The organism is Pseudomonas sp. efr-133-TYG-5 (assembly GCF_030209175.1).
Taxonomy (GTDB): Bacteria; Pseudomonadota; Gammaproteobacteria; order Pseudomonadales; family Pseudomonadaceae; genus Aquipseudomonas.
The window spans coordinates 2,234,430-2,258,727 of record NZ_JARVSM010000001.1; the positions used below are offsets into that span (position 1 = coordinate 2,234,430).

The 24,298-nt window shown below is 63.0% G+C and carries 22 protein-coding genes; 3 read left to right on the top strand and 19 right to left on the bottom strand.

The window, feature by feature from the left end:
• Positions 1 to 20 precede the first annotated feature (20 nt).
• The 5 genes from QRN70_RS10195 to ppc all read right to left on the bottom strand — a co-directional run bounded on the left by QRN70_RS10195 (position 21) and on the right by ppc (position 5,750).
• Complete coding sequence (locus QRN70_RS10195) at positions 21 to 881, bottom strand: DUF72 domain-containing protein (protein ID WP_285417433.1); 861 nt, start codon at positions 879 to 881, stop codon at positions 21 to 23.
• Positions 881 to 1,189, bottom strand: coding sequence for a hypothetical protein (locus QRN70_RS10200; RefSeq protein ID WP_285417435.1), 309 nt, complete (start codon positions 1,187 to 1,189; stop codon positions 881 to 883). Before QRN70_RS10200 ends, QRN70_RS10195 begins: the two co-directional genes overlap by 1 nt.
• Positions 1,190 to 1,405: 216 nt before the next feature.
• Positions 1,406 to 2,080: a tRNA (adenosine(37)-N6)-threonylcarbamoyltransferase complex dimerization subunit type 1 TsaB gene (tsaB, locus tag QRN70_RS10205; protein ID WP_285417436.1), complete on the bottom strand. Its 675-nt coding sequence runs from the start codon at positions 2,078 to 2,080 to the stop codon at positions 1,406 to 1,408.
• 92 nt (positions 2,081 to 2,172) lie between these two features.
• The gene (gene adk, locus QRN70_RS10210) at positions 2,173 to 2,820 is read right to left on the bottom strand and encodes an adenylate kinase (protein WP_285417437.1); all 648 of its coding nucleotides are present in this window, start codon (positions 2,818 to 2,820) and stop codon (positions 2,173 to 2,175) included.
• A gap of 299 nt (positions 2,821 to 3,119) precedes the next feature.
• On the bottom strand, positions 3,120 to 5,750 hold the full coding sequence (ppc, locus tag QRN70_RS10215) for a phosphoenolpyruvate carboxylase (RefSeq protein WP_285417439.1): 2,631 nt from the start codon (positions 5,748 to 5,750) through the stop codon (positions 3,120 to 3,122).
• A 215-nt stretch (positions 5,751 to 5,965) separates the two neighbouring features.
• Here ppc and QRN70_RS10220 point away from each other — a divergent pair, with 215 nt between their 5' ends.
• From QRN70_RS10220 to lptF, 3 genes are all read left to right on the top strand, one after another.
• Entirely contained in the window at positions 5,966 to 6,310 is a 345-nt protein-coding gene (locus QRN70_RS10220; protein ID WP_103303065.1) for a pilin assembly protein, read from the top strand.
• A 362-nt stretch (positions 6,311 to 6,672) separates the two neighbouring features.
• The gene (locus tag QRN70_RS10225; RefSeq protein ID WP_285417440.1) at positions 6,673 to 7,077 is read left to right on the top strand and encodes a DUF4398 domain-containing protein; all 405 of its coding nucleotides are present in this window, start codon (positions 6,673 to 6,675) and stop codon (positions 7,075 to 7,077) included.
• A 55-nt stretch (positions 7,078 to 7,132) separates the two neighbouring features.
• Entirely contained in the window at positions 7,133 to 7,921 is a 789-nt protein-coding gene (gene lptF / locus QRN70_RS10230) for a lipotoxin F family OmpA-related lipoprotein LptF (protein WP_285417441.1), read from the top strand.
• 245 nt (positions 7,922 to 8,166) lie between these two features.
• Here the strand turns inward: lptF and QRN70_RS10235 are convergent, their stop codons facing one another.
• The 14 genes from QRN70_RS10235 to QRN70_RS10300 form a co-directional block, all read right to left on the bottom strand.
• Positions 8,167 to 8,496: a PA3694 family proteiin gene (locus QRN70_RS10235; RefSeq protein ID WP_285417442.1), complete on the bottom strand. Its 330-nt coding sequence runs from the start codon at positions 8,494 to 8,496 to the stop codon at positions 8,167 to 8,169.
• Positions 8,493 to 9,407 carry an alpha/beta hydrolase gene (locus QRN70_RS10240; RefSeq protein ID WP_285417444.1) on the bottom strand — a complete coding sequence of 305 codons (915 nt, stop codon included), beginning with the start codon at positions 9,405 to 9,407 and terminating at the stop codon, positions 8,493 to 8,495. Before QRN70_RS10240 ends, QRN70_RS10235 begins: the two co-directional genes overlap by 4 nt.
• 150 nt (positions 9,408 to 9,557) lie before the next feature.
• Positions 9,558 to 10,835, bottom strand: coding sequence for a flavohemoglobin expression-modulating QEGLA motif protein (locus QRN70_RS10245; RefSeq protein WP_285417446.1), 1,278 nt, complete (start codon positions 10,833 to 10,835; stop codon positions 9,558 to 9,560).
• A 33-nt stretch (positions 10,836 to 10,868) separates the two neighbouring features.
• Positions 10,869 to 11,423, bottom strand: a complete 555-nt coding sequence (locus QRN70_RS10250; protein WP_285417447.1) for a hypothetical protein — start codon at positions 11,421 to 11,423, stop codon at positions 10,869 to 10,871.
• Between the two features lie 149 nt (positions 11,424 to 11,572).
• Positions 11,573 to 12,277: a TetR/AcrR family transcriptional regulator gene (locus QRN70_RS10255; RefSeq protein WP_285417448.1), complete on the bottom strand. Its 705-nt coding sequence runs from the start codon at positions 12,275 to 12,277 to the stop codon at positions 11,573 to 11,575.
• Between the two features lie 118 nt (positions 12,278 to 12,395).
• On the bottom strand, positions 12,396 to 13,898 hold the full coding sequence (lysS, locus tag QRN70_RS10260; RefSeq protein WP_285417449.1) for a lysine--tRNA ligase: 1,503 nt from the start codon (positions 13,896 to 13,898) through the stop codon (positions 12,396 to 12,398).
• A gap of 110 nt (positions 13,899 to 14,008) precedes the next feature.
• Positions 14,009 to 15,104 (bottom strand): peptide chain release factor 2 gene (gene prfB, locus QRN70_RS10265; RefSeq protein ID WP_285417450.1). Its coding sequence is split into 2 segments (ribosomal slippage): positions 14,009 to 15,031 and positions 15,033 to 15,104, totalling 1,095 coding nucleotides; the frame shifts between segments, so codons are not numbered across the junction.
• 217 nt (positions 15,105 to 15,321) lie between these two features.
• Positions 15,322 to 16,323, bottom strand: coding sequence for a response regulator (locus tag QRN70_RS10270; RefSeq protein ID WP_285417451.1), 1,002 nt, complete (start codon positions 16,321 to 16,323; stop codon positions 15,322 to 15,324).
• A gap of 48 nt (positions 16,324 to 16,371) precedes the next feature.
• Positions 16,372 to 17,382 carry a chemotaxis response regulator protein-glutamate methylesterase gene (locus QRN70_RS10275; RefSeq protein ID WP_285417452.1) on the bottom strand — a complete coding sequence of 337 codons (1,011 nt, stop codon included), beginning with the start codon at positions 17,380 to 17,382 and terminating at the stop codon, positions 16,372 to 16,374.
• Positions 17,379 to 19,676 (bottom strand): hybrid sensor histidine kinase/response regulator, encoded by a 2,298-nt coding sequence (locus tag QRN70_RS10280; protein WP_285417453.1) that lies wholly within the window; start codon positions 19,674 to 19,676, stop codon positions 17,379 to 17,381. Before QRN70_RS10280 ends, QRN70_RS10275 begins: the two co-directional genes overlap by 4 nt.
• Positions 19,673 to 20,356, bottom strand: a complete 684-nt coding sequence (locus QRN70_RS10285) for a chemotaxis protein CheW (RefSeq protein WP_285417454.1) — start codon at positions 20,354 to 20,356, stop codon at positions 19,673 to 19,675. Before QRN70_RS10285 ends, QRN70_RS10280 begins: the two co-directional genes overlap by 4 nt.
• Positions 20,353 to 21,645, bottom strand: coding sequence for a CheR family methyltransferase (locus QRN70_RS10290; protein WP_285417455.1), 1,293 nt, complete (start codon positions 21,643 to 21,645; stop codon positions 20,353 to 20,355). Before QRN70_RS10290 ends, QRN70_RS10285 begins: the two co-directional genes overlap by 4 nt.
• Positions 21,642 to 22,178 carry a chemotaxis protein CheW gene (locus QRN70_RS10295; RefSeq protein ID WP_285417456.1) on the bottom strand — a complete coding sequence of 179 codons (537 nt, stop codon included), beginning with the start codon at positions 22,176 to 22,178 and terminating at the stop codon, positions 21,642 to 21,644. Before QRN70_RS10295 ends, QRN70_RS10290 begins: the two co-directional genes overlap by 4 nt.
• The gene (locus QRN70_RS10300) at positions 22,178 to 23,800 is read right to left on the bottom strand and encodes a methyl-accepting chemotaxis protein (protein ID WP_285417457.1); all 1,623 of its coding nucleotides are present in this window, start codon (positions 23,798 to 23,800) and stop codon (positions 22,178 to 22,180) included. Before QRN70_RS10300 ends, QRN70_RS10295 begins: the two co-directional genes overlap by 1 nt.
• Positions 23,801 to 24,298: the final 498 nt, after the last annotated feature.

The following is a 24,298-nucleotide window of genomic DNA, read 5'->3' on the forward strand; positions in this document are numbered from 1 at the left end:
GAGCGGGGGAACGGTGCGCTTCAGAGCAAGCCAAGTTGCTCGGCGGCGGGCTCTCTGTATAGCTCAGGCAGGGACGGCAGACCAGGCAAACGTTGCATCAATTGTGCGTGAAAACGTTGCGCCAGTTTTGCCGCCAGCAGGTTGTCGGCGGTGTGCAGGAAGATGTACGGCGTGCGCCCCTCTTCGATCCACTCGGCGATTTTTGCTACCCATGGCACTAGGAACGGATCGTTCGCCTCGAGTTCGGGATGGCCGATGAAGCGCACCTGCGGATGCTGGGTAAACGCCGCCGGACGGGTCGGCACCCGGGGCTTTTTCGACTGCGCGTGAATCACCGAGGATTCGGTCGACAGGCAGCTGAACAACGCGCGTGGATCAAGGCAAATGCGCTCGACACCGCGATCGAGCAACAGTCGATTGAGCAGGCGCTCGCTCTCACCTTTGGCGAAGAACTGCTCGTGCCGGACTTCCACCGCCAGCGGCTGGTCGAGCGCATCGATGAACGCCGCGAGTTCCGGCAGACGCTGCGGGGTGAAACTCTTCGACAATTGCAGCCACAACGGCGAAACCCGCTCGCCCAGAGGGCTGAGCAACTGGATGAAGGTTTCGGCGGCGCTCAGGTGCTCGCGCAGGTCGCCGCCGTGACTGATGTCACCGGGAAACTTGGCGGTAAAACGGAAATGCTCGGGCATGACCTCGGCCCAACGTTGCACCGTGGCCGGCGAAGGGCTGGCGTAGAAGGTCGTGTTGCCCTCCACGGCGTTGAATACCTGGCAGTACAGCCCGAGGAAATCGCTGGTCCTGGCGTCTGCGGGATACAGGTACTCGCGCCAGGCGCTTTCACTCCAGGACGGGCAGCCGAGGTAGTAAGGCAGATCCATCAGATGTACAGATCGAGGCCCAGCACGTCAGCGTCCCAATCGACAAACCCGGCGGTGCTCAAGTAGCTGGCCAATGCCATGGCCACGCTCTTCTTCATCGCGCGGTGATAAATCATGTCTTGTTGACGGGCAGGCAGATTGCTCAGGCGTTGCGCAGTGGCCTTGGCGGCACGCGCAGCCAATTGCTCTTCGGTGGGAAATTCCAGCTCGCCGTCGATATCGTCGACAGGCTCATCCAGCGCTGCGTTGCCTTTGCGAGGCTTGCGCTTGATGGGGTACGAATGAGTGGAAACGCCGTCTATACGCATAAAGTCATGCTCGGTATCGATGATGGCAATTTAGCGGCACCTGACCAACTTAGCAAACCGCCGAGTGATAACTAGAACACATAAAAGACAAAAGGTTTAAAGCGCGGGGTTAGAAACTGACGATTGGCTTCTGGCAAAAGCACAAGCGCCCAGCTCGCGGCAGCGCCTGGGCAAGCGTGCGATCCCGGTAGGCGCTGGCGGTGTTCGTTTAAAGGCTCAGCGAGCCTTGGGCGTGGCGACTTTGTCGCGCAGGTAAACCGGCTGTGCATCGTCCGCCACAATCGCCTCGCCGCGCTCCCAGGCAAAGCGTGCCAGGGTCAGCAGGTCTTCGGCGTGGGGCAGCATGCCGGCGTCGGAGCCGCTCAGACTGACCGCGATGCGCTCGCCGTAGCCCCAACCGGTGCCCGCACCGAACCATTCGCCACTGGCATCGGCCGGCAGCGCGGCGACCTCCGGTGGCAGTACCGCCTCGGCACCGAGCAGACGCATCTCCCCCGCCGTCTCGCGATAGCAGCCCCAATACACTTCGTCCATGCGCGCATCGATGGCGGCGGCGACCTGGCTCACGCCGTGCTCGCGCAAGGCGCGCTGCGCCAGCACTGCCAGGTTCGACACCGGCAGCACCGGCCGATCAAGGGCAAATGCCAGCCCCTGCACCACACCGATGGCGATGCGCACGCCAGTGAAGGCGCCGGGGCCCCGGCCGAAAGCGATGGCGTCGACGGCCTGCAGCGTGGTGCCGGCGTCGGCCAGCAATTGCTGGATCATCGGCAGCAGTTTCTGCGCGTGCAGGCGCGGGATCACCTCGTAATGGCTCGTGACCTTGCCGTCATGCAGCAAGGCAACGGAGCAAGCTTCAGTCGCGGTGTCCAGGGCCAGCAAGGTGCTCATCGATGTGTCCGTAAATCAGGTGGGAAAAGTGCGCCAGTATAAACAACTACGGCCCGCAAGCGGGCCGTGGATGATGCTGCAACTCAGGTTTTTCAGCTCAGGGCCGCAAGCACCTTGGCGGTGATCGCTTCAACCGAACCGACACCTTCGATGTGGCTGTACTTGGGCTTGCCGTTGGCGGCCGACAGCTTCTGGTAGAAGTCCACCAGCGGCTTGGTCTGCGAATGGTAGACCGACAGGCGATGACGCACGGTTTCTTCGGTGTCGTCCTTGCGCTGGACCAGTTCTTCACCGGTGATGTCGTCCTTGCCGGCGATTTTCGGCGGGTTGTAGACGACGTGATAAACGCGGCCGCTGGCCTCGTGAACGCGACGACCGGCGATACGCTGAACGATCTCTTCGTCCTCGACCGCGATCTCGACCACGGCGTCCAGTTCGACACCGGCCGTTACCAGGGCTTCAGCCTGCGGAATGGTGCGCGGGAAGCCGTCGAACAGGAAACCGTTGGCGCAGTCAGCCTGGGCGATGCGGTCCTTGACCAGGGCGATGATCAGGTCATCCGACACCAGGCCGCCGGCGTCCATGATGCTCTTGGCCTTGAGGCCCAGTTCGGTGCCGGCCTTGACCGCGGCACGCAGCATGTCGCCGGTGGAGATTTGCGGAATGCCGAATTTTTCGGTGATGAACTTAGCCTGAGTACCTTTACCGGCCCCGGGAGCTCCCAGCAGAATGACGCGCATTAGATGTGCTCCTCAATTTTTTTATAGAAAGCTTTGCAAAACAAAGGATTCGCCATCGGGGGCGAATCCTGAAAAAACGGGTCGTGGCCGCCCAAACGGCCAAAGGCTGATCAAGATACACAGCAGGCTGCGCCCACACAAGACGCCAAAAGTCGGAGAAACCGCCGCCTGCGGCGACCCTGCGACAGGGTTGGCCAAGTCGCAACCCCATCATTAACTGTCGCCTGACCGTACTTTTACGACCCGCCGCAAACAGCGCCCACCACGTCTGGCGGGTGCCTCGCCCCTGCCGGCAAACCTTAGCCGGTATTTCGCAAACCGGCGGCAATCCCCGCCACAGACACCAGCAGCGCCTGCTCCACCGGGCTGCCCTGCTCGACATTCTGCTGCCGCGAACGGGCGAGCAACTCGGCCTGCAATAGATGTAGCGGGTCCAGATAAGTGTTGCGCAGACGGATGAATTCGAGGGTGTCAGGGCTATGTGCCAGCAGCTGCGACTGACCGGTCAGGCCAAGGACTACGGAACAAGCCTGCGACAATAGGTCGCGTAAATGCACACCCAAAGGTAACAAGTCCGACTCGACCAGTCGCTCGTCGTAGGACAACGCAATGTCGGCGTCGGCCTTGGCCAGGACCATTTCCAGCATGTCGATGCGGGTGCGGAAGAACGGCCACTGCTCGCGCATCTGCCCCAGCAATTCACCTTCGCCACGCGCCAGGGCGTTGCTCAGCGCGGTTTCCCAGCCGAGCCAGGCGGGCAGCATCAGGCGCGTCTGGGTCCAGCCGAAAATCCACGGAATCGCCCGCAGGCTCTCGATGCCCCCGGCACGGCGCTTGGCCGGGCGGCTGCCCAGCGGCAGGCGACCGAGTTCCTGCTCCGGCGTGGACTGGCGGAAGTACTCGACGAACTGCGGATTTTCCCGCACCACGGCGCGGTAGGCACTGACGCCATCAGCCGCCAGTTCGTCCATCAGGTGACGCCACTCGGCCGTCGGTGGCGGCGGTGGCAGCAGCGTCGCTTCAAGCACTGCCGCGAGGTACAGATTGAGGTTCTGTTCGGCGATGTCCGGCAGGCCGAATTTGAAACGGATCATTTCCCCCTGCTCGGTGGTGCGGAAACGCCCCGCTACCGACCCCGGCGGCTGGGACAGAATCGCCGCATGCGCCGGGCCACCGCCACGGCCGACGGTGCCGCCGCGACCGTGGAACAGCAGCAGTTCGACCTGCTGCTCGCGACAGATTTCCACCAGACGTTCCTGCGCGCGGTATTGCGCCCACGCCGCTGCCGTGGTGCCAGCATCCTTGGCCGAATCGGAGTAACCGATCATCACTTCCTGCGGGCCTTGCAGCCGCGCGCGGTAGCCCGGCAGCAGCAACAGGCGCTCGATCACCGGGCCGGCGTTGTCGAGGTCGGCGAGGGTTTCGAACAGCGGTACCACGCGCATCGGCCGCAGTACCCCGCACTCCTTGAGCAGCAGTTGCACCGCCAGCACATCGGAAGCCGCACCGGCCATGGAGATCACGTACGAGCCCAGCGAAGCGCCCGGTGCAGCAGCGATTTCCTTACAGGTGGCGAGCACTTCGGCGGTGTCCTGCGAAGGCTTGAAATGCGCCGGCAGCAGCGGCCGGCGGTTGCTCAGTTCGCGGGTGAGGAAACTGATGCGTTGTTCTTCGTCCCAGTCTTCGTAACGGCCAAGGCCGAGGTAATCGGTGATTTCGCTCATCGCGGCGCTGTGGCGCGAGGCATCCTGGCGCACGTCGAGGCGCACCAGGAACAGGCCGAACGTCACCGCCCGGCGCAAGCAGTCGAGCAGCGGCCCGTCAGCGATCACGCCCATGCCGCACTCGTGCAGCGAGTGATAGCACAGCTCCAGCGGGTCGAGCAGGTCGCGGTTGTTGTGCAGCACGTCGGCCGGTGCCGGGGTGGTCGCCGTCAACGAGGCATGTGCCCAGTTGCGCGTGGCGCGCAGGCGTTCGCGCAGTTGCTTGAGCACCGCACGATAGGGTTCGGCGCTGTCACCGGCCTGAGCCTTGAGGGCGGCGCTGGCCTGCTGCATGGACAGTTCGGCCGCCAGGTGATCGACGTCACGCAGGTACAGGTCGGCCGCCATCCAGCGCGCCAGCAGCAGCACCTCGCGCGTCACGGCGGCGGTGACATTGGGGTTGCCGTCGCGGTCGCCGCCCATCCATGAAGCGAAGCGGATCGGCGCAGCCTCCAGCGGCAGATGCAGGCCCGTGGCGGCGTACAGGGCCTGATCGGCCTTGCGCATGTGGTTGGGAATCGCCTGCCACAGCGAATGCTCGATCACCGCAAAGCCCCACTTGGCTTCGTCCACCGGGGTCGGCCGGGTGCGGCGGATCTCCTCGGTGTGCCAGGCCTCGGCGATCAAACGTTGCAGGGTGGTGTGGATCTGCGCCCGCTCGGCGCCGGTCAGGTCGCGGTGATCCTGCGCCGCCAGTTGCGCGGCAATCGCGTCGTATTTCTGGATCAGCGTGCGCCGCGCCACTTCGGTGGGGTGCGCGGTCAGTACCAGTTCGATCTCCAGCCGCGCCAGCTGCCGGGCCAGGGAGTCGGCGCTGTGGCCTTCGGCACGCAGGCGGGCGAGCAGTTCCGGCAGTACCCGAGACTCGAACGGCGCGGGCTGGCTTTCCTCGCGGCGATGAATCAACTGGTACTGCTCGGCGATGTTCGCCAGGTTGAGAAACTGGTTGAACGCCCGCGCCACCGGGAGCAACTCGTCCTCGCTCAATTGATTGAGGCTGGCGCTGAGTTCGGCATCCATCGAACCTCGACGGTCGGCCTTGGCGCCCTTGCGGATCTGCTCGATCTTGTCGAGAAACCCCTCGCCGTACTGGTCACGGATGGTGTTGCCCAACAGCTCGCCGAGCAGGTGAACGTCCTCGCGCAAGCGTGCATCAATATCGGTCATCAGCAGTGCTCCAGCAGTTATCCCGGTTGCATGGAAAGTAGCGCTTCGAAGCAAGAGAGTGCCGCTGTGCAGCGCTTCTTACAAGCAAACGACGAAGTGACTTTAAACCTTGTGGCTTGGAGCTAGTCTCAACAGTAAGCCGCACGACGGCTTGCCGCCGGCCCCGCCGGACACTCACCCGTACCTGCCATGAGCAGGTGTGCCATGAGGTTTTTATGAAAATCCGTGAACTCGCCCAGCATTGGGAAGAAAACGCCAAAGGTCGCCTGACCGACACCGGCTACACGATTCATCTGGATGTGGAGGCTGCCGCTCGCCTGGCAGCGATTGCCGAGATGTACCCCAAGCGCCACCCCGAAGAACTGCTCGGCGAACTGATCGGCGCCGCCCTCGAAGAGTTCGAGGCGAGCCTGCCGTATGTCAAAGGCTCGACCGTGGTGGCCACCGACGAAGAAGGCGATCCGCTCTACGAAGACGTCGGCCCAACGCCGCGCTTCCTCGCCCTGTCGCGGCGTCATCTGCATGACCTATCGGCCGCCGACGGCAAGCAAAAACACTGATACACCCCATCAAAGGTGGGAGCGAGCCTGCTCGCGATAGCGTCAGAACAGTCACTTCCACAGTGTCTGACAGACTGCTTTCGCGAGCAGGCTCGCTCACATATTGACTGCGTAGAACTTCAAAAATCGTCGATTTTTCCCTCGCGCGTACCTCTCCCCGCCTCCAAAGTTCCCGGTTTAGAGCCTTGTCTGTCTGGTCAAAAAAAATTTGGGCGATGGGCCATCTTTTCTGAACTTTTGAAAAATGCCTTTGGTCGGAACAGGTAACCACGCCTGGAACGAGCGTTTCAAAAACGCGCTTTCACATGACGCTTGCGGCTCCTCGACCAGGATGGATTTTCGGTTTTATCAGGAGTTAAACAATGGAGTTGAAGACCATGAAGACCCAATCCTCGTTCTCACACCTGCGCGGTCTGAAACTGGCTGCCCTGGCCATCGGCACCAGCTTCGTGCTGGCCGGTTGCGCCGGTAACCCACCGACCGAGCAATACGCCGTGACCCAGTCGGCGGTCAACAGCGCCGTCAGCGCCGGCGGTACCGAATTCGCTGCGGTGGAAATGAAGCAGGCGCAGGACAAGCTCAAACAAGCGGAAATCGCCATGCACGACAAGAAGTATGAAGAGGCCCGCACTCTGGCCGAGCAAGCCGAATGGGACGCTCGCGTCGCCGAACGCAAGGCTCAGGCCATGAAAGCCGAACAGGCTGTGAAGGATTCCCAGAAAGGTGTTCAGGAACTGCGTCAGGAAAGTCAGCGCACCGTGCAGTAAGCGCGCATCCCGACCGCAAGGCTGAAACTCTTATCGATAGAAAGGACGAACGAACATGCGTAAACAATTGATGATCCCCGCTCTGCTGGCCGCAAGTGTTGCCCTGGCTGCGTGCTCCACCCCGCCTAACCCGAACCTGGAACAGGCGCGCACCAACTACGCCGGCCTGCAGGCCAACCCACAGGCCAGCAAAGTCGCTGCCTTGGAAACCAAGGACGCCAGCGATTACCTGGACAAGGCCGACAAGGCTTACCTGGATAAACAGGACGCTGCCAAGGTTGACCAACTGGCCTACCTGACCAACCAACGCGTCGAAGTGGCCAAGCAGACCATCGCTCTGCGTACCGCTGAGAACAACCTGAAGAACGCCGCCGCCCAACGTGCCCAGGCCCGTCTGGACGCTCGCGACCAGCAGATCAAGCAGCTGCAGGACAGCCTCAACGCCAAGCAGACCGATCGCGGTACGCTGGTGACTTTCGGTGACGTGCTGTTTGCGACCAACAAGGCCGACCTGAAATCCAGCGGCCTGGTCAACATCAACAAACTGGCGCAGTTCCTTCAGGAAAACCCAGATCGCAAAGTGATCGTCGAGGGTTACACCGACAGCACCGGTTCGGCTTCGTACAACCAGTCGCTGTCCGAGCGTCGCGCGACGTCGGTCCAGGTCGCTCTGATCAAGATGGGCGTAGATCCTTCGCGCATCGTGGTTCAGGGTTACGGTAAGGAATACCCGGTTGCCGACAACGGCAGCGTTTCCGGTCGTGCGATGAACCGTCGTGTGGAAGTGACCATTTCCAACGACAACCAGCCAGTGATGCCACGTTCGGCAGTCAGCTCGAACTAAGCTTCACGCAGTAACGCAAAAGCCCCGCCTGATTCGCTCAGGCGGGGCTTTTTTTTGCCCGTAAAACGCGCTCCCCCCGAGGGAGAGGGCGCCGATTGGGGGATGCCAGGCAGGTTCGACGACCTGAACGTGCGTCGCCGAATCCATAATCGGCGCACTTCTTTCAGGTCGATGGATAGCGGCAGACACCTCGGTCAGTCCCCTCTCTCCGGGAGAGGATTAGGGTGAAGGCAGGGCCTGCTGGATCACTCTTGCAGCTTCTGCGGGGTTTCCTGGCCCATGCAGCGCACGGCTTTTTTCTGCGCATTGATCAGCACGCCCGTGAGGCCTTTCTGTTCGGTGTCGAACAGTACCAGCACGCCATCGATGCACTGCGCCACTTGCGGCGCCGGGTCGAGGGAGACTTTGTAGTCTTCGCCAGGCACGGTCTTGAGCATGGTGAATTCGTTGAGCAGCAACGCATCCTCGGGTTTGGCGAAGTGCAGGTAGCCGTAGTACCACAGGGCACCGACGGTGCCGAGGATGCTGCAGATACCGGTGATGATCAGCGGGATGGCGTTACGTTCTTCACTCATTGCGGGCTCTCTGGGGGTTCGTCTTCAGAATTCGCGGGTTGCGGATAATTGGGGATTTCGCCGAGACGGCGCAGGCCGTTGAAATGCTCGGGATCGTCGAGGTAGCGCAGCATCACCTGGCGCCACACCGGGTCACCGAAGGTCTGCACATGGCCACCGCGGGTCAGTTGCAGCACGCGCGGCGGCGGCGCTGCCTGATAAAGGCGCAGGCCATTGGAAACCGGTACCAGTGGATCGTCGATGCTGTGGAAGATCAGCTTCGGTACGCCGTTGAGCTGCGCCATCGAGTTGATCGCGCTGTCGCCGTCCGGCACCAGCCACGACAGCGGCACTTGCAACGGCCAGGTCAGCCACGAAGTGCTGAGGGCGTACTGGCCGACGCTGCGGTAACTCGCCGGCACGCCGTCGAGCACCAGGGCTTTGAGTTGTTTCTGACGTTCGGGGTGTTGCACCAGCCAATGCACGGCCATCGAGCCGCCGAGGCTCTGGCCGAGGAGGATCAGCGGCTTGCCTTTGACTTCGGGGGCCTTGTCCAGCCAGGCGAACGCAGCATCGATGTCCTGATAGATCGCCGGCAGCGACGGCTCGCCCTCGGACAGACCGTAGCCGCGATAGTCCACCAGCAACACCTGGTAGCCGTTTTTCGGCAACCACCAGCTGCCGCCCAGGTGCATCGGCAGATTGCCGCCGTTGCCGTGCAGATGCAGGACGGTGCCCTTGACCTCGACTCCGGGCTTGGCCGGCAGCCACCAGGCGTTCAGCCTGAGGCCGTCGGCGGTGGTCAGGGTCACGGTGCGAAATTCGAGCTTGGCCTTTTCCGGGGTGAAGATCTGGCCGGGCTCGGGGTAGAACAACAGCGAACTGCAACCGCCGAGGGTCAGAAGCAGGCAAAGGATGCCGAGGATTCTCATCCGGTGAAACCTCGCGAAGATAGTGGGCCAAACACAAATCGAAACTGTGGGAGCGAGCCTGCTCGCGAAAGCGGTGTGTCAGCCAACACTGATGTTGGATATGAACTCGCCTTCGCGAGCAGGCTCGCTCCCACAGGGGATATTGGTTGCTCAAAGGATATTGGAGTAATCCGCCTCGATCCGATCCAGGCTCAGATGGTTGAGGAAGTTCGAGAAGCACATCCACGCCGACAGCGCGTTCATGTCGCGGAACTGCTCCGGCAGGTACTTCGGCGGCACCACCAGGCCTTCATCCACCAGCTGACGCAAGGTACGCATGTCCTCCAGCGTGGTCTTGCCACAGAACAACAGCGGAATCTGCTCGAGCTTGCCCTTGCGCACGGCCAACTGAATGTAGTTGTAAACCATGATGAAGCCCTTGAGGTAGGACAAGTCTTTGGTGAATGGCAGACCGGTCGGCGTCGAGCCACGGAAAACCCGACTGGCATTGCCATAGCTTTCCGCCATTTCGAAGCCCTGCTCGCGGAAGAACTCGAAGATCTGCAGGAAGTCCGCGCCCTCCTCGACCATATGAATGGCGCGGGTGCGGTTGGTCAGTTTGCGCAGGCGGCTCGGGTAGGAGGCGAAGGTGATGATTTCCATCAGGATCGCCAGGCCTTCCTGGGTCACCGTCGACGAGGGCGGGCCCTTGGACAGGAAGGTGCAGATCGGCTGGTTCAGGCCATTGAGGGTAGTACCGACGTGCACCAGGCCTTCGTGGACCTCCAGCGCCCGCACGTCACGGTCGTTGAACAGTGCGTCGGTGCGGATCTTGATGTAGTCGGCACCCGCCGCCGCGTCGGCGACGATGCCGTCGGACTCGAACACGCGGATGGTTTCTTCCGCCTCGCCGAACACCTTGTTCAGACGGGTCTGCAGCAGATGCACGGCATCCTTGGCAGTGAGGATCTTCGGCTCGTCCTTGAGGTCGCCCCGGCCGTCGATGTTGTTCAGGTAGTCGGACATCATCAGGCCGAGGTCGGCCAGGGTCGGGTCACCGGCGTGGAACGCATCGGAGGCGGCGCCGTACAGCTCTTGCGAGATCAGGCCGAAGTCCTCGGTGCCGCGCGCTTCGAGCATGCGCACCACCATGCGGTATTCCTTGCACATGCGGCGCATGATCTGCCCGACCGGGTTGAACTGGCCGAGCTGGCGGGTGATGTCGCGCTCGATGTTCTGGAATTCCAGTTTGACCTTGCTCGAATCGAAGGACAGCGGCCGATTGAGGTAGTAGTCGCGATCCACCGCCGGCATTTCCTTGCCCTTGGCCTTGAGAAAGCCCTTGCGGATGTTCTCGTCCCACTTGACCGCATCGAGGACGCGGATCGGCGTCTGTGCCAGGACAATGCGATCGGACAGCGTGCGTATCGTCTGCTGGTAATCGTCCACCCGAAACTCCTGTAGAAAACGTGACGTACTGAATTATTGACTGCTGGCCTGGCGCTGATAGCGCGCCGCCTCGACGAACACATCGGAGTTGGCCGGATCGTCGAGGTAAGCAAAGACCTTGTCGAGGCTGCTGTCGACCTGCACCCCGGCGCCGTCGTCGGTCTGGAACGCCTGGCCGTCGAGGGCTTTCTGCGCGATGGCCTGGTTGATCTGCTCGAGGTCGAGGTTATAGAGCACCAGCTCGTGTTTGTCGGTCAGTTCGAAACCGGCGATGGTGAAGTGCCCACCGTAGCGTGCCGGCACCTTGGCCGACAGGTACCAGCGGTTGCCGTGGCGCGACACCGTGAACGGATAGGCTTCCCGCTCGCGGGGTTTGGCCCGGAAGTAGGTGACGGCCTGATAGCGGTCGTTACCCAGCCGGTACAGCTCAAGGTTCATCGGCTGGCCCCAGGCATTGGTGCTCGACCATTTGCCGAGCAGGCCCTTGGGCGCCGGGTCACTGGCCGCCAGCGGCTCCTTGAACGTCACCAGGCAACCACTGAGCAGCAGGAACGACAAGGCGATCATTACGCCACGCCAGGCTCTCATCCAATACTCCCTATGAACATATCCCGCCCTGACGATCACCACTTTCACCTGTGGCAGCGAGCCTGCTCGCGAAAGCGGTGTGTCAGGCAACAAAGATGTTGAATGTCAGACCGCATTCGCGAGCAGGCTCGCTCCCACAGTGATTGGCGTCAGACCGAGGCCAGGACCAGGTGCATGTACCGCGTCAGAATGCCGAGCATGTCCTCTTCGGCCAAAGGCTCGGCGTCGTTGAGCAGGCCCTGATATTCCATCCGTCCGATAATCGCCGTCAACACTTTGGCATCCTGCTGCGGTTCCCGCGAGCCTAGCACCTGAAACAACTGGCAGGTGCCCTGCAGCAGAATCTGCTGGTGCGAACGCACCAGTTCCGCCAGGCGCGGGTTGAGCAGCGCTTCCTGACGGAATGCCTGCTCGGCCATCAGGTGCTCGCGGCGGTTGACCAGTTGCCGGTGCACGTAGTCGGCCATCAGCCGGGCAATATCGTCGGCCAGTTGCGAGCGCGATTCAGGGCTGCCATCGCCGCTGACCACCATGTCGCGCAGCAGGCCTTCATTGTTGATCCACAGCTTGGCCATGTACGCCGCGCTGCGCTCGACGTACTGGGCAAAGGTATCGGTGAGCAGGTCATCGATGTCCTTGAAGTAATAGGTGGTGGCCGACAACGGCACACCGGCCTCGGCGGCCACCGCGCGGTGGCGCACGGCGCGTACGCCATCACGCACGACAATGCGCATCGCGGCGTCGAGAATGTCCTGTCGACGCTGCTCACTGCCCTGTCGGCTGGCCTTGCGGCCCTGGTACTGAACACTTTCAGCGACCGCAGTGGCGATTCCCGCTGCACCCTCTTGAGCCATTGCACCGATCACGACAGGCATTCCTCTGTTGTTCATTTCAAAAGTAACCATTTGATACGTTTGTACCAGACAGGCAATAAAAAGCCGCCCATTTCAGGCGGCTTTTTTAATGAAACACTTACGCTTGTGGCCGCATGTGCGGGAACAGGATCACGTCGCGGATCGACGGGGAGTTGGTCAGCAGCATCACCAGACGGTCGATACCGATACCTTCACCCGCCGTTGGCGGCATGCCGTACTCCAGCGCGCGCACGAAGTCGGCGTCGTAGTGCATGGCTTCGTCGTCGCCGGCGTCCTTGTCGGCCACCTGCGCCATGAAGCGTTCGGCCTGGTCTTCCGCGTCGTTCAACTCGGAGTAGGCGTTGGCGATTTCACGGCCGCCGATGAACAGTTCGAAGCGGTCGGTGACGTTCGGGTTGTCATCGTTGCGACGGGCCAGCGGCGACACTTCGAACGGGTACTGGGTAATGAAGTGCGGCTGCTCCAGCTTGTGCTCGACCAGCTCTTCGAAAATCATCACCTGCAGCTTGCCCAGGCCTTCGAAGCCGAGCACCTTGGCGCCGGCCTTCTTGGCGATGGCACGGGCCTTGTCGATGTCGTTGAGGTCATCGGCGGTCAGCTCAGGGTTGTACTTGAGGATCGAGTCGAACACCGACAGGCGCGCGAACGGCTCGCCGAAGTGGAACACCTTGTCGCCGTATGGCACGTCGGTGCTGCCCAGCACCAGCTGCGCCAGTTCACGGAACAGTTCTTCGGTCAGGTCCATGTTGTCTTCGTAGTCGGCGTAAGCCTGGTAGAACTCCAACATGGTGAATTCAGGGTTGTGGCGGGTCGAGACGCCTTCGTTGCGGAAGTTGCGGTTGATCTCGAAGACTTTCTCGAAGCCACCCACGACCAGGCGCTTGAGGTACAGCTCCGGCGCGATACGCAGGAACATTTCCATGTCCAGCGCGTTGTGGTGGGTTTCGAACGGCTTGGCCGCGGCACCGCCAGGAATGGTCTGCAGCATCGGCGTCTCGACTTCGAGGAAGTCGCGCTTCATCAGGAAGCTGCGTATGTGCGCGATGACTTGCGAACGCACGCGGAAGGTCTGGCGCACGTCTTCGTTGACGATCAGGTCGACGTAGCGCTGGCGATAGCGCTGTTCGGTGTCGGTCAGACCGTGGTGCTTGTCCGGCAGCGGGCGCAGGGACTTGGTCAGCAGGCGGACGTTGGTCATCTCGACGTACAGGTCGCCCTTGCCGGAACGCGCCAGGGTACCTTCGGCAGCGATGATGTCGCCCATGTCCCAGGTTTTCACCGCGGCCAGGGTTTCTTCCGACAGGGTCTTGCGGTTGACGTAGACCTGAATGCGACCGGTCATGTCCTGGATCACCATGAACGAGCCACGGTTGAGCATGATGCGACCCGCAACCTTGACCGGGATCGCCGCCTCTGCCAGCTCTTCCTTGGTCTTGTCCGCGTACTGTTTCTGCAGTGCATCGCAGTAGTTTTCGCGGCGGAAGTCGTTGGGGAAGGCATTGCCCTTGGCGCGCTCGGCAGCAAGCTTTTCCTTGCGCAGGGCGATCAGCGAGTTTTCTTCCTGTTGCAGGGCTTGCGTATCGAGTTGTTGGTCGCTCATGTCTTTAAATTTTCCATCACAGGTTCGTTGCCCCCAGCCGCAGGCTGGGGATCGCCGGCGAGCCGGCTCCTACAGGATCGGGTTGAAGCGCCCGACCCTGTATGCGTGTCTTACAGGCCGGACTTCAGGCTCGCTTCAAGGTATTCGTCGATGTCGCCGTCGAGCACCTTGTCGCAGTCGCTGCGTTCGATATTGGTGCGCAGGTCCTTGATCCGCGACGCGTCGAGCACGTAGGAACGGATCTGGTGCCCCCAGCCGATATCCGACTTGGTGTCTTCCAGCGCCTGGGACGCGGCGTTGCGCTTCTGCATTTCCTGCTCGTACAACTTGGCCCGCAGCATTTTCATGGCGGTGTCCTTGTTGGCGTGCTGGGAACGTTCGTTCTGGCAGCTGACCACGGTGTTGGTCGGCACGTGGGTAATACGTACGGCCGAGTCGGTGGTGTTTACGTGCTGACCACCGGCACCGGAGGAACGATAGGTGTCGATCCGCAGGTCTGCCGGGTTGATTTCGATTTCCACCTTGTCATCGATCTCTGGCGAGACGAAAACGGCGGAGAACGAGGTGTGGCGACGGTTGCCGGAGTCGAACGGGCTCTTGCGCACCAGACGGTGAACGCCGATTTCGGTACGCAGCCAGCCAAAGGCGTATTCGCCCTTGATGTGCACGGTGGCGCCCTTGATCCCGGCGACTTCACCGGCCGACAGCTCCATGATGGTCGCGTCGAAACCGCGTTTGTCGGCCCAGCGCAGGTACATGCGCAGCAGGATGTTGGCCCAGTCCTGGGCTTCGGTGCCGCCGGAACCGGCCTGGATGTCCAGGTAGGCGTTGTTCGGGTCCATCTCGTGGCTGAACATGCGGCGGAATTCGAGCTTGGACAGCGACTCTTCGAGACCTTGCAGGCTTTCGGCGACGTCGTTTACCGCACTCTCGTCGTTTTCTTCCACGGCCATGTCGAGCAGCTCGCGGGAATCGGCCAGACCGCTGGACAGCTCATCCAGGGTATCGACGATCTGCGCCAGCGCAGCGCGCTCGCGGCCCAGCTCCTGGGCGTATTCGGGTTTGTTCCAGACAGCAGGATCTTCAAGCTCGCGATTGACTTCGATCAGACGCTCATGCTTTTGATCGTAGTCAAAGATACCCCCGAATAGATTCGGAGCGCTCGGACAGGTCCTTGATGGTGTTCAGGATCGGGTTGATTTCCATGACGGCAGCACTCGTTGGCGAACTTTTGAAAGCCGGCGAGTATAACGTAATCAGGCTGGCGCGGCAGCCCGTCTGGCGGCTCCTGAGACGATTCACTTGACATGACGCCGATCCACTTTGGCTGCGAGCCTGCTCGCGAAGACGGTGCCTCAGACAACACCAATGTCGACTGTGCGGCCGCTTTCGCGAGCAGGCTCACTCCCGAAGGGGGCGTGGATTATTCGATGCCCACCTGATTACGCCCGTTGTTCTTGGCCAGGTACAAGCCGCGATCCGCCGCCGAAATCAGCAACCGGCAATCGCTGCCCGCTTCCGGCACCATCGTCGCCAGGCCGATGCTGATGGTCAGGCTCGCGCCTTCGCTCGGGGCATTGTGCGGAATCTTCAGCGCCGCCACGGTCTGGCGCAGTTTTTCCGCCACCAGCCGGGCACCGCCCTTGGACGTATTGGGCAGGACCAAGGCAAATTCCTCACCGCCGTAACGCGCCGGCAGGTCCGACGGCCGGGCGCTGGCGTCGCGGATCGCGGTGGCAACCTTGCGCAGGGCCTCGTCGCCTTCCACATGGCCGAAGGTGTCGTTGTAGGACTTGAAATAATCGACGTCGATCATCAGCAACGACAACTGGCTCTGGTCACGCAGCGAACGGCGCCACTCCAGCTCCAGGTATTCGTCGAAATGCCGGCGATTGGACAGCCCGGTCAGGCCGTCGGAGTTCATCAGCCGCTGCAGTACCAGGTTGGTGTCGAGCAGCTGCTGCTGGCTGACGCGCAGCGCGCGATAGGCCGCGTCCCGTTGCAGCAGGGTCATGTAGGAGCGCGAGTGATAGCGGATCCGCGCCACCAGCTCGATGTTGTCCGGCAGTTTCACCAGGTAATCGTTGGCGCCGGCAGAGAACGCCGCGCTCTTGATCAGCGGGTCTTCCTTGGTCGACAGGACAATGATCGGAATGTCCTTGGTCGCCGGGTGATTGCGGTATTCGCGCACCAGGCTCAGGCCGTCGAGGCCGGGCATCACCAGGTCCTGCAGGATCACGGTCGGTTTGATCCGCACGGCGTGGGCGATGGCCTGGTGCGGGTCGGAGCAAAAGTGGAAGTCGATGTTTTCTTCATTCGACAGCCCACGACGCACGGCCTCGCCGATCATCGCCTGATCGTCCACCAGCAACACCATGGCGGCGTTCTCGTCAGTCTTGATGTCATCGATCTGTAAGTCATTCATGGGCGGTCACCTGAGTGCTGCATGGGCCGGGATTGCGGAGGTCTTTGGTCATTTGGGGAAAATCTCCAACAATCGTGGCGCTATCTTTTCCAGCGGACGGATTTCCACGGCCGCATCAATCGCTGCGGCGGCCTTGGGCATGCCGTACACCGCACTGCTGTGCTGATCCTGCGCGATGGTCAGGTAGCCCTGCTGGCGCATGAGCTTAAGCCCTTGCGCCCCGTCGCGCCCCATCCCGGTCAATAAAACCCCGATCGCATCACCGTTCCAGTAATTGGCGACGCTTTCGAAAAACACGTCGATGGAGGGTCGGTAGATCTCATTGACCGGTTCGGCGGTATAGGCCAGCGTGCCGTTCTTCAATAATCGGATATGGTGGTTGGTGCCGGCCAGCAGCACCGCGCCACTCTGCGGCGGCTCGCCTTCGCAGGCCAGACGCACGTCGAGGCCGCTGGCGCTGGCCAGCCACTCGGCCATGCCCGCGGCGAACACCTGGTCGACGTGCTGCACCAGCACAATCGCCGCGGAGAAATTGCGCGGCAGGCCCTTGAGCAGCACCTCCAGCGCGGCCGGGCCGCCGGCTGACGAACCGATCGCCACCAGCCGCTGGCGCGAAGCCGAGCTGCGCGGCGGCGTGATCACCGGGCGTGAACGCGCGGTCTTCTCGCCGATCAGCCAGCCGATGTTGAGGATCTTGCGCAACAGCGGTGCCGCCGCTTCCTGGGCATTGCCGGCGCCGATCGCCGGCGTATCGACCACGTCCAGCGCACCGTGGCCCATGGCCTCGAACACGCGGTGCACGTTCTGCTGGCGGTCGACCGTGACGATGACAATCGCGCACGGGCTCTCGGCCATGATCCGCCGGGTGGCCTCGACACCGTCCATCACCGGCATGATCAGGTCCATCAGGATCAGGTCCGGGGTGTTTTCCGCGCACAGGCGCACCGCTTCGGCGCCATTGCTGGCGACCCACAGCACCTGATGCGCCGGCTCGAAGGCCAGCGCCCGGCGCAGCGCCTCCACCGCCAGGGGCATGTCGTTGACGATTGCGATTTTCATGCCCGCGCTCCTCCGATGAGCTCAACCACCGCGTCGAGCAGGGCGTCGTCATGAAAACTGGCCTTGGCTAGATAATAGTCGGCTCCGGCGTCGAGTCCACGACGGCGGTCTTCCTCGCGGTCCTTGTACGACACCACCATCACCGGCAGCGACTGCAGGCGGTTGTCGCGACGCAGCAGCGAGACCAGTTCGATACCGTCCATGCGCGGCATGTCGATGTCGGTGATCAGCAGGTCGAAATCCTCGGAACGCAAGGCGTTCCAGCCGTCCATGCCATCTACCGCCACCGCCACGTCGTAGCCGCGATTGAGCAGCAGCTTGCGTTGCAGCTCGCGCACGGTGAGCGAGTCGTCGACCACCAGAATCCGCTTGCGCGCAGCCTCCGCGGCCTGATTGCCATGCCGGGCGATGCGCTCCAGGCGTCCGGTATCGAGCAGTTTGTCCACCGAGCGCAGCATGTCCTCGACATCGACGATCAGCACCACCGAGCCGTCGTCGAGCAAGGCCCCGGCGGAAATGTCCTGCACCTTGCCCAGGCGCTCGTCGAGTGGCAGCACCACCAGCGTGCGTTCGCCGATGAAGCGCTCGACTGCCACGCCGTAGATCGCATCGCGCTCGCGAATCACCACGACTTTGAGGGTCTCACCGCTGTTCTGGCTGGCTGGGCGCTGCAATAACTGACTGGCGGCGACCAGCCCGACGTGCCGGCCCTCGTGCCAGAAATGCTGACGCCCTTCGAGCTGAACAATGTCTTGCGGCGCCAGGTCGCACATACGCTCGATGTGCGCCAGCGGGAAGGCATAGGCCTCGCCGCCGACCTCCACCACCAGGCTGCGCACCACCGACAGGGTCAGCGGCACTTCCAGGTGAAAGCGGCTGCCCTCGCCCGCTGTCTGCTCCAGCACCACCGCGCCACGCAGCTGACGCACCATGTGTTGCACCGCGTCGAGGCCGACACCGCGCCCGGAGACTTCGGTGACCTTGTCGCGCAGGCTGAAACCCGGCAGGAACAGGAACGTCAGCAGCTCCTCTTCGCTCAGTTGCGCAGCGGTTTCGGCCGGCGACAACTGGCGCTCGACGATGCTGCGGCGGACCTTTTCCAGGTCCACGCCGTTGCCGTCATCGCTCAACTCGAGCACCAGCAAACCGGCCTGGTGCGAGGCGCGCAGGCGAATCAGGCCCTCTTCGGGCTTGCCCTTGAGCAGGCGCTGCTCCGGCGATTCGATGCCGTGATCGACCGCGTTGCGCAGCAAGTGCGTGAGCGGCGCTTCGAGTTTTTCCAGGACATCGCGGTCGACCTGGGTTTTCTCGCCTTCGATCTCCAGGCGCACCTGTTTGCCGAGGCTGCGCCCGAGATCGCGGACCATGCGCGCCTGCCCGCTGAGCACATCGGCGAACGGCCGCATGCGGCAGGCCAGCGCGGTGTCATACAGCACTTGCGCCCGTTGGCTGGCCTGCCAGGCGAATTCGTCCAGCTCGGCGTTCTTCTCCGCCAGCAGTTGCTGCGACTCGGTGAGCAGGCGCCGCGCATCCTCCAGCGCTTCCTGGGCCTCGAGGCTCAGGGCGTGCTCCTTGAGGTGGACGTTGAGGCTTTCCAGCGCGCGCAGGCCATTGTTCTGCATGCGCTTGAGGCGCTGCATGGTCGCCAGGTGCGGCTTGAGGCGCTGGGTTTCGACCAGGGATTTGCTCGACAGATCGAGCAGGCTGTTCAACCGCTCGGCGGTGACCCGCAGCACCCGCTCGCCGCCTTCGGCGGTGCGTTTGCTTTTGCGCGGGGCAGGCTCAGACGCCTCGGTTGGCGCTTCAACCGGCGGCAACGGCTCGGTTGCGGGCGCTGGCGCCTGCACCTGCGGTTCCGCCAGCGGCGCCAGGCTCGGTGCTGGCGCGATCACCACCGCCGGCCCGGCCGGATCGAGCAGGCGGCCCATCAGCGCCACGTACGCCTCGATGTCCGCCGGTTGCGGGCCGTTGGCCGGGGTGGCGATGCGCATCAGCAGGTCGGTGCCCTGCAGCAACGCGTCAATGTGCTCCGGGCGCAGGAACAGCCGCCCTTCCTGGGCGCTGACCAGGCAATCTTCCATGACATGGGCGACGCTGACGCCGCTGTCGATGCCGACGATCCGCGCCGCGCCCTTGAGCGAGTGCGCCGCACGCATGCACGACTCGAGTTGATCGGCCTGGGTCGGATTGCGCTCCAGCGCCAACAGGCCGGCGCTGAGCACCTGGGTCTGGGCTTCGGCTTCGAGGCTGAACAGCTCGAGCAGGGAGGCGTCGCGCATTTGCTCGGGGGTCATGTGAGGCTCCGGGACACGGCAGACAGCAACTGTTCTTCATCCAGCCAGCGCAGGCTGCGGCCCCGGAAGGCCAGCACGCCGCGGGTGTATTTGGCACTGGCCTGCGCGCCCGAACGCGAGGCTGCCTCGAGAAGGCGCTCGTCGATGGCGTGGATGCCGTCAACCTCGTCCACCGGCACCACCACCGGCCCACCCTGCGCAGCGATGATCAGCATGCGCGGCATGATCCGCGCGCCCGTGGCCGGCGCGGTGCTGGCATCGAGGCCGAGCAGCTCGACCAGCGACAGGCACGCCACCAGCGCGCCGCGCACATTCGCCACACCGAGCAGCGCGCGCGAGCGCTGGTGCGGCAGCGAGTGAATCGCCTGCAGCGGCGCAACCTCCACCAGGCTGCGGGTGGCCAGCCCCAGCCATTCTTCGCCGAGGCGGAACATCAGCACGGAACGGGTCTTGCGTTCAGTTTCAACCTGGGTCGCCACCGGGTCGCGCTCGTCCTGCTGCAACGCGTAACGGTCGAGCAGGCGCGTGGCGGCGGCGGAATACACCGGGCAGTTGCGGCAATGGATGTGCTCGGCCAGCAGCGGACAGGACTTGTCACCATGAATGCCGATGCGGTTCCAGCAATCGTCGATGGCCCGGGCGTCTTCGTGGGTGACGTTCAAGGTGTCGGACGGGATCATCGTTTACGCTCATTGTCGGCGGTGCGGCTGCTACGCGCGGCGCGCTCCTGCAATCGTCTGGCACCCGCCGTGTCGCCCTGGGCTTGCAGCAGCGCAGCCAGGTGCATCAACGCTTCGGGGTGTTGCGGTTCGAGGTACAACGCCTTGCGGTAGTAACCCTGGGCTTCGAGGGCGCTGCCGGCCACGTCGCTGAGCAGGCCGAGCCAGTAGAACACCTGAGCCACCGGTTCGTGGCTGCGCAGGTATTGCTCACACGCGGCGCGCGCCTCGGTGCTTTTGCCTTCGTTGGCGAGGGCGGCGATGTTGGCCAGCAGGGTCGCGGCATCCGGATTGGCGGCTTTAGCACTGGCCGGCAGCGGCGTCGCGCTGGCAAACGGTCGATTGCGCACGGCGGGCGGCGGCGTACTGCGCGGCGGCTGGCGCACGGGCAGGATCGTGGACGTGGACGGCGGCATGATCGACGGCGCCAACGTCGCTGGCGCCGGCAGCGGCTCGCTGTGACGACTGAAGGCGAAAGACTGCGGGATGCCGATCGAACGCATGCCCAGACGTCCGAGCAGGCTGCCCTCGGCCGGCCCGATAAACAGCACGCCGTCGACATGGGTCAGCCGCTTGAGCAGCGCAAACACCTGTTGCTGGGTCGGCTGGTCGAAGTAGATCAGCAGGTTGCGGCAGAACACGAAATCGAACGGCGGATCCTCGGCCAGCAGCGCCGGATCGAGCACATTGCCGACCTGCCAGCGCACCTGCTCGCGCACGATGTCATTGACCCGATAACCGTCGTCCTGCGCCGTGAAGTGACGCTCGCGGTACTCCAGGTCCTGGCCGCGGAACGAGTTCTTGCCGTACAGCGCCCGTCGCGCCTTGTCCACCGACAGCGGACTGACGTCCATGCCTTCGACCTTGAACTGGTGGGGCTTGAGCCCGGCATCGAGCAGCGCCATGGCAATCGAATAGGGTTCCTCGCCAGTGGAACACGGCAGGCTGAGGATGCGCAGGGCGCGCATGTTGTTCAGCTCGGCGAGGCGTTTGCGCGCCAGTTTGCCCAGGGTGGCAAAGGATTCCGGGTAGCGGAAAAACCAGGTTTCCGGGACGATCACCGCTTCGATCAGGGCCTGCTGTTCGTCACGCGAACCTTGCAGCGTCTGCCAGTATTCATCGGCACTGGCGCTCTGCGAGAGCGTGATGCGCTGGCGCACCGCGCGCTCGATGATGGCCGGCCCCACCGACGTGACGTCGAGGCCGATGCGCTCCTTGAGGAAGGCGAAAAAGCGCTGATCGCCGCTCATGGCCGGGCCTCAAGCTGCGCAGGATCCAGCGGCGGCGTAGGGAACAGCAGCGTGCGCACCGCGTCGTCCAGCAAGTCGTTGACCCGCACCCACTGCACCAGGCCCTGGGCGTCCTCACGCACCGGCCCGAGATACGGCGCCTGGCGGTTATCCAGGCCGTACGGCTGAAATTCCTGCGGGTTGCAGCGCAAGGTGTCGGTGGCCTGTTCGAGGATCAGGCCGAGCCTTTGCCCGGGCACGGATTCGTCCGGGCGGTAATGCACCAGCACCAGGCGCGTGCTGGTGCGCGCCTCGGCGGGTTGACCGAACGTCAGCGCACTGAGGTCGATCACCGGCACCACCGTGCCGCGATAGGCAAACACCCCGGCGACCCACGCCGGCGCCTGGGCAATCGGTTTGAGCGGCAGGCGCGGCAGCACTTCCGCCACCTCCGTGGCGCGCAGTGCATAGCGCTCGCTGCCGATGCGAAACAGCAGGAACAAGGCCTGCTTCGCCAGCGGGGCGACGTTGCGTTTGGCGGTGATCTCGCTCATCAGACTTTGAATCGCGAAACGCCGCTGCGCAGGCCGACGGCCACCTGGCTCAGTTCGTCGATGGCGAAACTGGCCTGACGCAACGACTCGACGGTCTGGCTGCTGGCGTCGCCCAGCTGCACCAGCGCATGGTTGATCTGTTCGGCACCGGTGGCCTGGGCCTGCATGCCTTCGTTGACCATCAACACCCGCGGCGCCAGCGCCTGCACCTGGTGGATGATCTGCGACAGCTGTTCGCCGACCTGCTGCACCTCGGCCATGCCCCGGCGCACTTCTTCGGAAAACTTGTCCATGCCCATCACGCCGGCGGACACCGCCGACTGGATCTCGCGGACCATCTGCTCGATGTCGTAGGTGGCCACGGCCGTCTGGTCGGCCAGGCGCCGCACTTCGGTGGCGACCACGGCGAAACCGCGCCCGTACTCGCCAGCCTTTTCCGCTTCGATCGCGGCGTTCAGCGACAGCAGGTTGGTCTGGTCGGCGACCTTGACGATGGTCACCACCACCTGATTGATGTTGCCGGCCTTCTCGTTGAGGATCGCCAGTTTGGCGTTGACCAGATCCGCCGCGCCCATCACCGAATGCATGGTGTCTTCCATGCGCGCCAGCCCTTGCTGCCCGGAGCCGGCCAGCACCGAGGCCTGATCGGCGGCGGTGGAGACTTCGGTCATGGTGCGCACCAGATCCCGCGAGGTCGCCGCGATTTCCCGGGAGGTCGCGCCGATTTCGGTGGTGGTGGCGGCGGTTTCGGTGGCGGTGGCCTGTTGCTGCTTGGACGTGGCGGCGATTTCGGTGACCGACGTGGTCACCTGCACCGACGAGCGCTGGGCCTGGGACACCAGCGCGGTCAGCTCGGTCATCATGTCGTTGAAGCCGGTTTCCACGGCGCCGAACTCGTCCTTGCGCTCCAGGTTCAGGCGCGAACTCAAGTCGCCGGTGCGCATGATTTCGAGGATGCTGACGATACGGTTCATCGGCGCCATGATCGCGCGCATCAGCAGCAAGCCACACAGACCGGCGGCCAGCACGGCCACCAGCAGCGAAACGAACATGCTGACCTTGGCCGCCGCGACGGCGTCGTCGATGTTGGCCATGGCCTGGTCGGCGACCCGCTTGTTCTCGCCAATGATGTCGTTGAGCTTCATGCGCCCGGCGTACCACGCCGGGGTCAGCTTCTCGTTGAACAGCTTGACCGCATCGGCCTCCAGATTGCGCTTGTGCAGATCGAGCACCGCGTCCTGGATCTGCATATAAGTGTCGTGGTCTTTTTCGAAGGCAGCGAACTCGACGCGGTCCTCGTCCGTGGTCACGGTGCCGCGATAATTGGCCATCTGTTCCTGCAAGCGGGCTTCAAAGGCTTTGTAGTCGGCAGCATCCTCGTTGCTGATGCCCTGCCCTTCCTTGAGTCCGAGCAGCTCCTGCGTCTGCAGGTAACTGTCGACCCAGGCGCCACGGATCATCGAGCTGTAGTAGACCCCGGGAATGGCATCGTCACGCACGCTGCTTTCACTGGCCTCGATCTTCAGCAACCGCGAATACGAGACGACCACCATCAGCAGCATGATGGCGATAATTACCGCAAAGCTCGCCAAAATGCGTTGGCGCAACGTCCAGTTCTTCACAGTCATTCCTCGGGCACAGGTCGAAATGCGGGGAGTATAGCCGAGGGCGGTGTTTCATTTATAAGACGCTTTGCCGCGCTCGGGACTTCCGGAAATAAACCCCGAAGGGCTCTGGACAGGGACTTTCCGGTAATCGGCGGTCGGCGTGCCAGTGACGCAATGGTAAAAAGGGGCGAGGGATTGGTCATTTCGGTTTTAAATGATCTGGCGACACGGTAGCCATGTGCCATTGTGCGCAACTTCTTGCGCACTGGTTTCGCAAAATCGTCGCCTGATTTCGCTACAGCCCCCAATTACCGTCGCCTGTAGCCGAGTGCGCAACTTTTTGCGCAGTACTGCGCTAGAAGTTGCGCACTTTTACTTTCATCGCTGAAAAAAAACGCTCGAACCCGCTAGCCAGAGCGGTGAAATCCCCAGCTTCCGGGCATGTGCCAAAAGCTGGCACGCTCCTTGATAACAGTCAGGCACCCACCGGGCGATATCGCCTCCCGGGCACCC

Bases quoted from the DNA above. Each gene is read 5' to 3' on its own strand.
- QRN70_RS10195 (WP_285417433.1), bottom strand. From the start codon at position 881: ATGGATCTGCCTTACTACCTCGGCTGCCCGTCCTGGAGTGAAAGCGCC.
- QRN70_RS10200 (WP_285417435.1), bottom strand. From the start codon at position 1,189: ATGCGTATAGACGGCGTTTCCACTCATTCGTACCCCATCAAGCGCAAG.
- tsaB (WP_285417436.1), bottom strand. From the start codon at position 2,080: ATGAGCACCTTGCTGGCCCTGGACACCGCGACTGAAGCTTGCTCCGTT.
- adk (WP_285417437.1), bottom strand. From the start codon at position 2,820: ATGCGCGTCATTCTGCTGGGAGCTCCCGGGGCCGGTAAAGGTACTCAG.
- ppc (WP_285417439.1), bottom strand. From the start codon at position 5,750: ATGACCGATATTGATGCACGCTTGCGCGAGGACGTTCACCTGCTCGGC.
- QRN70_RS10220 (WP_103303065.1), top strand. From the start codon at position 5,966: ATGAAAATCCGTGAACTCGCCCAGCATTGGGAAGAAAACGCCAAAGGT.
- QRN70_RS10225 (WP_285417440.1), top strand. From the start codon at position 6,673: ATGGAGTTGAAGACCATGAAGACCCAATCCTCGTTCTCACACCTGCGC.
- lptF (WP_285417441.1), top strand. From the start codon at position 7,133: ATGCGTAAACAATTGATGATCCCCGCTCTGCTGGCCGCAAGTGTTGCC.
- QRN70_RS10235 (WP_285417442.1), bottom strand. From the start codon at position 8,496: ATGAGTGAAGAACGTAACGCCATCCCGCTGATCATCACCGGTATCTGC.
- QRN70_RS10240 (WP_285417444.1), bottom strand. From the start codon at position 9,407: ATGAGAATCCTCGGCATCCTTTGCCTGCTTCTGACCCTCGGCGGTTGC.
- QRN70_RS10250 (WP_285417447.1), bottom strand. From the start codon at position 11,423: ATGAGAGCCTGGCGTGGCGTAATGATCGCCTTGTCGTTCCTGCTGCTC.
- QRN70_RS10255 (WP_285417448.1), bottom strand. From the start codon at position 12,277: ATGGCTCAAGAGGGTGCAGCGGGAATCGCCACTGCGGTCGCTGAAAGT.
- lysS (WP_285417449.1), bottom strand. From the start codon at position 13,898: ATGAGCGACCAACAACTCGATACGCAAGCCCTGCAACAGGAAGAAAAC.
- QRN70_RS10270 (WP_285417451.1), bottom strand. From the start codon at position 16,323: ATGAATGACTTACAGATCGATGACATCAAGACTGACGAGAACGCCGCC.
- QRN70_RS10275 (WP_285417452.1), bottom strand. From the start codon at position 17,382: ATGAAAATCGCAATCGTCAACGACATGCCCCTGGCGGTGGAGGCGCTG.
- QRN70_RS10280 (WP_285417453.1), bottom strand. From the start codon at position 19,676: ATGACCCCCGAGCAAATGCGCGACGCCTCCCTGCTCGAGCTGTTCAGC.
- QRN70_RS10285 (WP_285417454.1), bottom strand. From the start codon at position 20,356: ATGATCCCGTCCGACACCTTGAACGTCACCCACGAAGACGCCCGGGCC.
- QRN70_RS10290 (WP_285417455.1), bottom strand. From the start codon at position 21,645: ATGAGCGGCGATCAGCGCTTTTTCGCCTTCCTCAAGGAGCGCATCGGC.
- QRN70_RS10295 (WP_285417456.1), bottom strand. From the start codon at position 22,178: ATGAGCGAGATCACCGCCAAACGCAACGTCGCCCCGCTGGCGAAGCAG.